Annotated in this window: 8 protein-coding genes; all 8 read right to left on the bottom strand. The window is 63.0% G+C overall.

Features of this window, described 5'->3' with window-relative positions; translation table 11 throughout:
• Positions 1-148: 148 nt before the first annotated feature.
• The 8 genes from secG to rapZ all read right to left on the bottom strand — a co-directional run bounded on the left by secG (position 149) and on the right by rapZ (position 8,245).
• Positions 149-403, bottom strand: a complete 255-nt coding sequence (secG, locus tag ACMRQN_RS00620; RefSeq protein WP_296058731.1) for a preprotein translocase subunit SecG — start codon at positions 401-403, stop codon at positions 149-151.
• Between the two features lie 166 nt (positions 404-569).
• Positions 570-2,126, bottom strand: a complete 1,557-nt coding sequence (gene gpmI, locus ACMRQN_RS00615; protein ID WP_418733372.1) for a 2,3-bisphosphoglycerate-independent phosphoglycerate mutase — start codon at positions 2,124-2,126, stop codon at positions 570-572.
• A complete protein-coding gene (tpiA, locus tag ACMRQN_RS00610) occupies positions 2,126-2,899 on the bottom strand; it encodes a triose-phosphate isomerase (RefSeq protein ID WP_418733371.1) in 774 nt (257 codons plus the stop codon). The genes gpmI and tpiA overlap by 1 nt, the downstream gene beginning before the upstream one ends.
• Positions 2,900-2,985: 86 nt before the next feature.
• The gene (locus ACMRQN_RS00605; protein ID WP_418733370.1) at positions 2,986-4,170 is read right to left on the bottom strand and encodes a phosphoglycerate kinase; all 1,185 of its coding nucleotides are present in this window, start codon (positions 4,168-4,170) and stop codon (positions 2,986-2,988) included.
• A 63-nt stretch (positions 4,171-4,233) separates the two neighbouring features.
• The gene (gene gap / locus ACMRQN_RS00600) at positions 4,234-5,235 is read right to left on the bottom strand and encodes a type I glyceraldehyde-3-phosphate dehydrogenase (protein WP_158049275.1); all 1,002 of its coding nucleotides are present in this window, start codon (positions 5,233-5,235) and stop codon (positions 4,234-4,236) included.
• A 102-nt stretch (positions 5,236-5,337) separates the two neighbouring features.
• A complete protein-coding gene (gene whiA, locus ACMRQN_RS00595) occupies positions 5,338-6,279 on the bottom strand; it encodes a DNA-binding protein WhiA (protein ID WP_418733369.1) in 942 nt (313 codons plus the stop codon).
• Positions 6,258-7,352, bottom strand: coding sequence for a gluconeogenesis factor YvcK family protein (locus ACMRQN_RS00590; RefSeq protein ID WP_418733368.1), 1,095 nt, complete (start codon positions 7,350-7,352; stop codon positions 6,258-6,260). The genes whiA and ACMRQN_RS00590 overlap by 22 nt, the downstream gene beginning before the upstream one ends.
• A gap of 5 nt (positions 7,353-7,357) precedes the next feature.
• Entirely contained in the window at positions 7,358-8,245 is an 888-nt protein-coding gene (rapZ, locus tag ACMRQN_RS00585) for an RNase adapter RapZ (RefSeq protein ID WP_170264546.1), read from the bottom strand.
• Positions 8,246-8,251 lie beyond the last annotated feature (6 nt).

The following is an 8,251-nucleotide window of genomic DNA, read 5'->3' as shown; positions in this document are numbered from 1 at the left end:
CTCAACCGAACGCCCCGATTTGCCGCAGACCGGGCCATATCGACCTGGGAAAACACAGGACGGGCGCTCACGCGCCCGTCCTGCTAACTGCGAAAACTCTATTTATGCCGCAAGTGTCCGGCTAGAGATGAAAATCAACCGACACTCCTTATCGAGCAATCGATCCCTGAGGATAAACGACCATCAGAACGAGAAGAGACACGATGAAAATGATCGCGAAGATGATTGTGATGCGATCAAGGTTCTTCTCAACGATGCTCGTGCCCGTCTGCGTGGAGTACACCGAGCTGGCGATCATGTCGGAGATGCCGGTGCCCTTGCCAGAATGCAGCAAGATGAAGATGATCAAGCCAATGCCGGAGATGACCAGCAGAATCAGCATGAGGATGAGCAATGGATTCAAAACGTTACTCTTTTCGTTACTCGGTTACTACCTGTTGCGCATCGCACGCAACCATACGCAAGTTATAGATTATACGGGAAACGACATAACGAGACAAGGGCTTCCTCCGTCAAATCCTGACCGAGGGAGCCCCCTACACGAATCGTCCGCAAAATCCGTCAACAAATCAGGCAAGCAGGCTCTTTCCCGTCATCTCAGGGGGAACGTCTACACCCATTGCCGCTAGCATCGTCGGGGCGATATCGCAAAGCGCACCCTCCTCGCCCGAAAGGCGAAGCCCGCGCCCCGAGAAGTCAGCCAACGCGAAGGGAACCGGCGCGGTGGTGTGCGCAGTATGGGGAGAACCGTCCTCGGCGAGCATCTTGTCAGCATTGCCGTGGTCGGCGGTGACGAACGCCACACCTCCCGCGCGCTTCACCGCGGAGAGCACCTGCTCAACGCCAGCGTCGACCGCCTCGACGGCAGCAACCGCCGCAGGAATGACGCCCGTGTGCCCCACCATGTCGCAGTTCGCGAAGTTCACGATGTACACATCAGCCTCGCCCTCATCGATCGCCTGCGCCAAGTCGCGCGCGACCTCAGGCTCGCTCATCTCAGGCTGCAGGTCGTAGGTAGCCACCTTCGGGCTCACCACAAGCTGGCGCTCCTCCCCCGACTTGGGTTCCTCGCGGCCGCCGTTCAAAAAGAACGTGACATGCGCGTACTTCTCGGTCTCCGCGATATGGTATTGGCGAAGGCCCCGCGCCGCGAGCACGTCGGCTAAGACGTTGTCAGGGAACTCCTTCGGGAACGCCACTGGAGCAGGGATATCGGGGTCGTATTCGGTCAGGCAAACGAAGTTCACCTGCGGGAACACAGGCCGCTCGAACCCATCGAACGCGGGGTCGACGAACGCTCGCGTCAGCTCTCGCGCACGATCGGGCCTGAAATTGAAGAAGATGACGCCGTCTCCGTCGCGGACTTCACGTGAATCGAGCGCGCGCGGAACCACGAACTCGTCGGTGACGCCTTCCGCATACGAATCCGCCACCACGTCGCACGCCCCGCAGTCGACAGAAGGCGTCGCACGCACGATTGCCTCCCACGCTTTCTGCACGCGGTCCCAGCGCTTGTCGCGGTCCATCGCGTAATAACGCCCGGAAACCGACGCGATACGAACCTTGCTCTCCCAGCCCTTCGAGACGATGAGCTGCTCGAGCTCGGCAACATAGCCCTCGCCGCTCGAAGGCGGCACGTCGCGCCCGTCGAGGAAGCAGTGGACGCGGATATCCTCAAGCCCGTGCGAGACCGCATGTTCGAGAATCGCGAAGAGATGCTCGTTGCTCGAATGCACGCCGCCATCGGAGAGCAGCCCCATGACGTGCAGCGCACGGCCCGGCGCCCGAGACGCATCGAGGCATGCGTTGATGACCTCGTTCTCGTCGATGGATCCCGTTCGGCACGCACGGTTGATGCGCGTAAGCTCCTGATGGACGACGCGGCCGGCGCCGATGTTCAAGTGCCCGACCTCGGAGTTTCCCATCTGGCCTTCGGGCAGGCCGACCGCCTCGCCCGACGCCTGAAGGCGCGTGCACTCGCCCGCAAACAGCTTATCGAGAAACGGCGTATGCGCAAGCGAGATGGCGTTGCCGGGACCTGCGGGCGCAAGCCCGAAGCCGTCCATGATAACGAGGCATACGGGAAGCGCGAGGCCTTCGCGCGCAGACGAATCGAGAACGCTCATTACTGCATGACCGCCTTCACGAGCTGGATGAAGGAGTCGCACTTGAGGCTCGCGCCGCCGATAAGCCCGCCGTCGATGTCGGGCTCGGCAACAAGCGCATCGACGTTGCCGGGGTTCATCGAGCCGCCGTAGAGGATGCGCATAGCCTGTGCCGTTTCCTCGCCAAAGAGAACGGCGAGCTGCGCACGGATTGCCGCACACACCTCTTCTGCCTGCTCGGGAGTCGCGGTACGGCCGGTGCCGATGGCCCAAATGGGCTCGTAGGCGACGACGCACTTCGCGGCGTCTTCGGCATCAACGCCCGCAAACGCAGCCTTCACCTGAGCACAGACGTACTCGTTCGTCGTGCCCTCGTCGCGCACGGCGAGCGACTCGCCCACGCATATGATCGGCTTCAATCGCCCGCCCAAAAGCGCGCGCACCTTCTTGCTCACGTCCTCGTTCGTCTCGCCGAAAAGCCCGCGGCGCTCAGAATGACCGACGATGCAATAGTCGCAGCCGCACTCGCGAATCATGGGAACGGAAACCTCGCCGGTAAACGCGCCGGCTTCCTCCCAGTACACGTTCTGCGCGCCGACGAAGATCTTCGTCTTATCGAACTCGAGCACCGTCTTCACCGGCTTCAAGTCGACAAACGGCGGGCAGATGACGACGTCGACCTTGTCCTCCCAGTCCTTCCACCAGTTGTTGGAAATCTCCTGGGTGAGCACGACCGCCTCACCGATAGCATTGTTCATCTTCCAGTTGCCGGCCATCATGGGTTTTCTTGCCATGGCTTGTCCTTTCCGCGAAAAAGAACGGGGAGACGAAAGCGCGCCGCGCACGCCTTGCCGCCCCCCCCTCTTTGCATACCGCCAGTTTAACGCAGCGCCTCGACACCGGGAAGCGCTTCTCCCTGCACGAGTTCCATACTTGCGCCGCCGCCGGTCGAGATGAAGGTCATCTGGTCGGCGAGGTCGAACTTGTTGACCGCAGCGACCGAGTCGCCGCCACCAATGACCGTGTCGGCCTCCTTGTTCGCGGCCACCGCGAGCGCCACTGCCTTCGTGCCAGCCGCGAACGCGTCCATCTCGAACACGCCCATGGGGCCGTTCCAGAACACCGTCTGCGCGTCAGCGATGGCATCAGCATAGAGCTTGGCTGTCTCGGGTCCGACGTCGAGGCCCATCATATCGGCGGGGATGGCATCGACCGAGCAGGTGAGCGTGTTCGCATCTTCGGCGAACTTGTCGGCGCACACGACGTCGACGGGAAGGAGCAGCTTGCAGCCGCGAGCGGCCGCCTTCTCCATCATCTCGCCGGCGCGGACAACCCACTCGTCTTCCTTAAGAGAGGTGCCGACCTGCTTGCCTTCCGCCAAAAGGAACGTGAAGCACATGCCGCCGCCGATGACGAGCGTCTCACACTTGTCGATGAGCGCGTCGATGACCTTGATCTTATCGGAGACCTTCGAGCCGCCGAGGATGGCGACGAAGGGGCGCTTCGGGTTCTCGAGCATGCCCGTGAGCGTGGACACCTCGCGCTGCATGAGGTAGCCCGCATACGCCGGAAGCAACGCCGCGACGCCGGCTGTGGAAGCATGCGCGCGATGGGCGGTGCCGAACGCGTCGTTGACGTAGGCGTCGCCGAGCTTGGCGAGCTCCTCGCAAAACGCCGGGTCATTCTTCTTCTCGCGCTTGTCGAAGCGCAGGTTCTCGAGCAGGAGCACATCCCCCTCGCGAAGCGCCGCCGCCTTCGTTTGCGCGTCCTCGCCCACCGTGTCGCTCGCGAACGCGACCGGCTTGCCGAGAAGCTCTGCCAGGCGCAGGGCAGCTGGGCGCAGCGAGAACTTCTCCTCGAAGCCCTCGCCCGACGGACGGCCGAGGTGGCTCATGAGGATGACGCGCGCATCGTCGCCGACAAGCTTCTCGATGGTCGGCAGCGCCGCCTTGATGCGCGTGTCGTCGGTCACGACGCCGTCGGACACGGGAACGTTAAAATCGACGCGCACGAGCACGCGCTTGCCGCGCGCATCGAGATCGTCGATTGTCTTGATTGATGCCATTGAATCTCCTATTTCAAGAAAGAAACGGGCGGCAAGAAGCCGCCCGATCATGCGTGATTTCGATTACAGAAGAATCTTCACCAGGTCCTTCACGCGGTTCGAGTAGCCCCACTCGTTGTCGTACCAAGACACGACCTTCACGAGGTTGGACTTGCCGCCCATGACCATGGTAAGCCCGCTGTCGAAGATGGAGGAATGGTCGTTGCCCACGATGTCGATGGAAACGATCGGGTCCTCGGTGTATTCAAGGATGCCGGCAAGCTCGCCCTCGGCGGCCTTCTTCATCGCAGCGTTGATTTCCTCTGCCGTGACCTCGCGATCGAGCTCAACGGTCAGGTCGACCATCGACCCGTCGGGGGTCGGGACGCGCGTGGCGAAGCCGTCGAGCTTGCCCTTGAGCTCGGGAAGCACGAGGGCGACTGCGCGGGCGGCGCCCGTGGTGGTCGGGATCATCGACATGGCTGCGGCGCGAGCGCGGCGCAGGTCCTTGTGCGGAAGGTCGAGGATCTTCTGGTCGTTGGTGTAGGAATGGATGGTGTTCATGTAGCCGCGCTTGATGCCGAAGTTCTCCATGAGAACCTTCGCGACCGGTGCCAGGCAGTTGGTCGTGCAGGAAGCGTTGGAGATGATGTTGTGCTTCTCGGCGTCGTACTCGCCGTCGTTCACGCCCATGACGATGGTGGCGTCCTCGCCCTTCGCCGGGCACGTGATGACGACTTTCTTCGCGCCGGCCTTGATGTGAGCGCTTGCGAGCTCGCCGGTCTTGAAGATACCCGTGGATTCCACGACGACCTCCACGCCCAGCTCGCCCCAGGGAAGGTTGTTGGGGTCGCGCTCGGAAAGGACCTTCACGGCATAGCCGTCGGCAACAAAGCCGTCTTCGGTGACCTCAACCGTGTCGAAGGCACGTCCATGAACGGAATCGTACTTGAGCAGATGCGCCATCGTGGGGATATCGCCCAAGTCGTTCACGGCGACAACCTCGATCGCGGGATCTTTCACCATCGCGCGGAACGCCAGGCGTCCGATGCGACCGAAACCGTTGATGCCTACCTTGATTGCCATGCAAATCTCCTTTCGAAGGATTTCTTTCCTTGACGCACAGAGTCAGTCTAGCCGACCTTGCGCGAATGGATGCCGTCTTTGGGCGAATTGCCTGCGGAGCCGCTACCCTTTTCGGTTTGCGGCTTCGCGCGCAAGCTGCTCGATGCGCCGAATGCGATGATAGACCGCCGATTTGGAAAGTGGCGGGTTCGCGCGCTCGCCGAGCTCCTTGATGCTCGCGTCGGGGAAGCTCACGCGCAGGCGGATGAACTCCTGCAGCGCGGGCGGCAGGTTCTCCATGCCGTGCGCTTCGAGCACCGTGCGGATGGCGAAGAGCTGGTCGACGGCTGCGGAGGACGACTTCGCCTGGTTCGCTATCTCGGCGTTCGTCATGCGGTTCACGTCGTTGCGCACGCTTTTCACGACGCGCTCCTGTTCGAGGCGCAGCGCGCACTGATGGGCGCCGACGAACGCGAGGAACTCGAGGATCGCGTTTCCCGACTTCAGATACACCATATACGAGCTGCGGCGCTGCATGATGCGCGCCTTGATCCCCTTCTCGGCGAGCAGGGCCACAAGCCCCTCGGCGAGGGATTCGGACTCCACTGTGATCTCGAAGTGGAAGTCACCGCGCGGGTTCGCGATGAAGCCGCTGCCAAGAAACGCGCCGCGCACGTAGGCGGCGGCACAGCACTGCTTGGCCACGATGTCAGGGCGAATGCCCACTTCCAAACCGCCCTCCTCGGTGATGACGCCCAAATCGAGCAGCGATTTCGGCAGATGGGGCTGCGCGGGCACCTCAATCAGGTAATTCGGCGTCTTGTGAAGCACGCTGCGGCGCACGGTGAGCTCGGTGCGCAGCTGGTAGATGCCGTGCAAAAGCTTGATCACAAGGCGCGCGACACTCGGCACATCCGTGGCGATTTCAACGCGATAGCGCCCGGGGCCGGAGACGAACAGCGTGCCCTCAATGCGCACGAGCGCGGCGAGCGTTGCCTTCCCGCAATGCGAGCACTCGGGCAGAACGCGCGCGAGCTCGTCTTTTACTTCCGCCGTGAACGACATAGTTTGAGCACCCCCCAAAGCGCTTCTCGGAAAGCCTCCGGATCATGCCAGGTCGGACGCTTGTGGTCGACCAGATCGCGAACGATAACGCGCGGGCCTTGGGCCTGGATGGCCATGACGTCGTCGTAGGTGACCGCGACCGAGTGGATACCCGCGGACTCCTGGGGATCGGCCGCCGAGGGGGCGAAAGCGTTCTGGTCAGGCGAAAGCGGCTGAGACGAATGCACGAGCACGTAATCGAGAAGGCCGCGCATGCCGTGATCGAGCAGCGCCTCGACGTGCTCGCGGGCGCATAGGTTGAGCGTCTCGCCCTGCACGTCGGCCAGACCGCAAACGAACACCGTGGTGCCCTTCGATTCGCGGATGGCCTCGACGACGCCCGGCACGAGCAGGTTCGGGATGATGGACGTGAACAGCGAGCCGGGGCCGAGCACGATCAGATTGGCTTCGCGGATGGCGTCGAGCGCTGGGGCGTAGGGTTCGATCGCGCCTTGGCCTCGAAGAATGACGCGCGAGAGCGCGATATCGGAATGGCACGCGACCGCCTGGCCCTCGAGCAGCTCCCCGCCGCGCGTCTTCGCAGCGAGCGTGACGTGGGTCAGCGTTGAAGGGTACACATGTCCCCGCGCGTCGAGCATGCGCTCGCACACGGAAATGGCCTCGGGGAACGACCCGCACGCGTCCTCGAGCGCGACCAGCATCAAGTTCCCGAGGGAATGGTTGTTCGCAATGGGGAAACGGTACTTGAACGCGCGGGTGAGCGGGTCTTTCGGGTCGGCCGCCATCGCGAGGATGCATTTGCGCACGTCGCCCGGGGGCGTCACGTCCGCCTCCTCTCGCAAAAGGCCGGTCGAGCCGCCGTCATCGGCCATAGCCACCACGGCGCTCGTTTTCACGCCGAGCGAAAGCAGGGTTCGGATGGACACCGGCGCACCCGTACCGCCGCCGATGACGACGGCGCTGAGTTTGTCGCCTCGGGGGGCGTGGGCAGCGCGGGGCAAAGGCAAGTCGCGCAGCGCCGCGAAAGCCGCGGTCGCCGAGGGGTCTTGGATGAAGGGACGCTTCTTCTTCATACAACCTACTCCTGGGCGGCGCGGGGCGCGAGCTTCAGGTCGCGGTGGGCAACTGATACACGGTAGCCGTTCGATTTGAGGTAATCACCCGTCGATTCGGCGATGGCAACGCTTCGATGCTGCCCGCCCGTGCAGCCGATAGCGATGGCGAGCTGCTGCTTGCCTTCGGCGACGTATCCAGGCATGACGCAGTCGAGCAGCGCGCGCCAGCGCTTCACGAACTCGACCGTTTCCTCGCGATACATCACGAAATCGCGAACAGGAGCATCGAGACCTGTGAGGAAGCGCAGGTCGGGATCATAATAAGGGTTCGGAAGGAAGCGCACGTCCATGACGAGGTCGGCGTCGGTGGGGGCGCCGTGCTTGAAGCCGAACGAGTACACTGTGACCGCCAAGCCGCGGCGCTCGTTTCCGCGGGCGAAAATCGAGCGGATGGTCTCGCGCAACTGCTGCGGGAGCATGTCGGTGGTGTCGACGACGTGATGTGCCATCTCGCGCAAGTCGTAGAGCATCTGGCGTTCGCGCTCGATGCCCTGCGCGATGGTGGTGCCGTCCGTGCACAGCGGGTGGCGGCGGCGCGAGGACTTGTAGCGGGCGACGAGCTTGTCGTCCGCAGCGTCGAGGAACAGCACGCACACGTCGATTCCCTCGCGCTCGAGTTTTTCGACCTCGCCCTTCAGATTGGGGAAGAAATCGCGGTTGCGCGCGTCGCACACCACGGCAAGGCGCCGGCTCGCATCGGGCTGGCCGGGCATGCCCTTGAGCGCGAGCAAATTCCCGATGAGGCTCGCCGGCAGGTTGTCGACGCAGAAGAAGCCCAGGTCCTCGAAGACATGCATCGCCTCGGTGCGCCCGGCGCCGCTCATGCCCGTGACGATAACGATCTCGGGCATGTCCTC

Source organism: Ellagibacter sp. (assembly GCF_048412355.1).
Classification (GTDB): Bacteria; Actinomycetota; Coriobacteriia; order Coriobacteriales; family Eggerthellaceae; genus Ellagibacter.
Note: the sequence above shows the minus strand (reverse complement) of the source record. Positions and strands in the feature narration are given on the sequence as shown.